Origin of the sequence: Bartonella sp. AC535YNZD, assembly GCF_042196625.1 — a bacterium.
Taxonomy (GTDB): domain Bacteria; phylum Pseudomonadota; class Alphaproteobacteria; order Rhizobiales; family Rhizobiaceae; genus Bartonella.
This window is the reverse complement of sequence record NZ_JBHIQP010000057.1, coordinates 1-991: the sequence shown is the minus strand read 5'-3', so window position 1 is coordinate 991 and position 991 is coordinate 1. Positions and strand designations below refer to the sequence as shown.

1 protein-coding gene and 1 pseudogene are annotated in these 991 nt (G+C 37.6%); both read right to left on the bottom strand.

Going from position 1 to position 991, the window contains the following annotated elements; all coding sequences use genetic code 11:
- Positions 1–151: 151 nt before the first annotated feature.
- Positions 152–416: pseudogene (locus tag ACFIM8_RS09125) on the bottom strand (YadA-like family protein); the annotation flags it as partial.
- A gap of 318 nt (positions 417–734) precedes the next feature.
- Positions 735–991, bottom strand: a 257-nt coding sequence (locus tag ACFIM8_RS09120; RefSeq protein WP_375607607.1) for a YadA-like family protein, incomplete at its 5' end; no start/stop codon positions are given.

Genomic DNA, 991 nt, shown 5'->3' with positions numbered 1-991 from the left:
TAAAACCTCAAAATTTATAGTGTCATCAAATATTATGCTTATCTCTAGATAAATACTGTGCATCTGTAAAAAAATATTCACACTCATTTTAATAAAATAAGAATAAATGTCGTTAAAAGAATCCCTTGCTATCATCAACGCAGCTTTAATCTTAAGCCAACACCTCTTCTCTAATCTCCGCAGAACTTGTTGCGGATATATTAGAGCAAATGAAGCCATCCTCTGATATATAACCTAGTACCAAGAGCAAATGCGGACTGATTGAGCCATATACCACTACCAAATGCAACACTTAACTTTCCTAGTGTATCGTTATAACGCAAACCTGCCACTGCCAAACCAACAGTCGCTGCTTGTCTTGCCTCTTTCCGAACATCTTCAATGGCATAACTAAACATTTCAAATTTCATATCGGTGGAGGATTACGATTCGTTAACACCATTATTCATCGCATTATCCTTGGATTCAGAAAAGTATTTATCTACATTTTTTTTGCATCATCAAAAACTGTCTTATCCGCTGCTTACTGTCATGTAACAACCAACTACCCCCCTCCACGAATTCTGTCAAATTTGCGTAAAACACACCACTCTTCATACATTTTCTCTTTTTTTATTTTCAATATTAATGCTGACTTTGTTATTTGTGAGAGCCGTTCTTTTAATCGTGTAACTCTTTTCGCCCCTGTCTCGTATAGACAGGAGCGTTTTTGAAAATAATCGTAGTGAATTTTATTAATTTAGAGTTAAGCTTAATCCTACACCGACACCCCAGTGCCCTCCGGCATTTGTCACAGATAGACTAGAGCGGATATTTCCATCTTCAGATGTATAACCAGCACCAAGAGCAAATGCGGACTGATTGAGCCATATACCACTACCAAATGCAACACTTAACTTTCCTGGTGCATCATTGTAACGTAAGTTGGACACCGCTAGACCAATAGCAGCAGCTTGTCTTGCTTCTTTCCGAACATCCTGAATAGCATAAT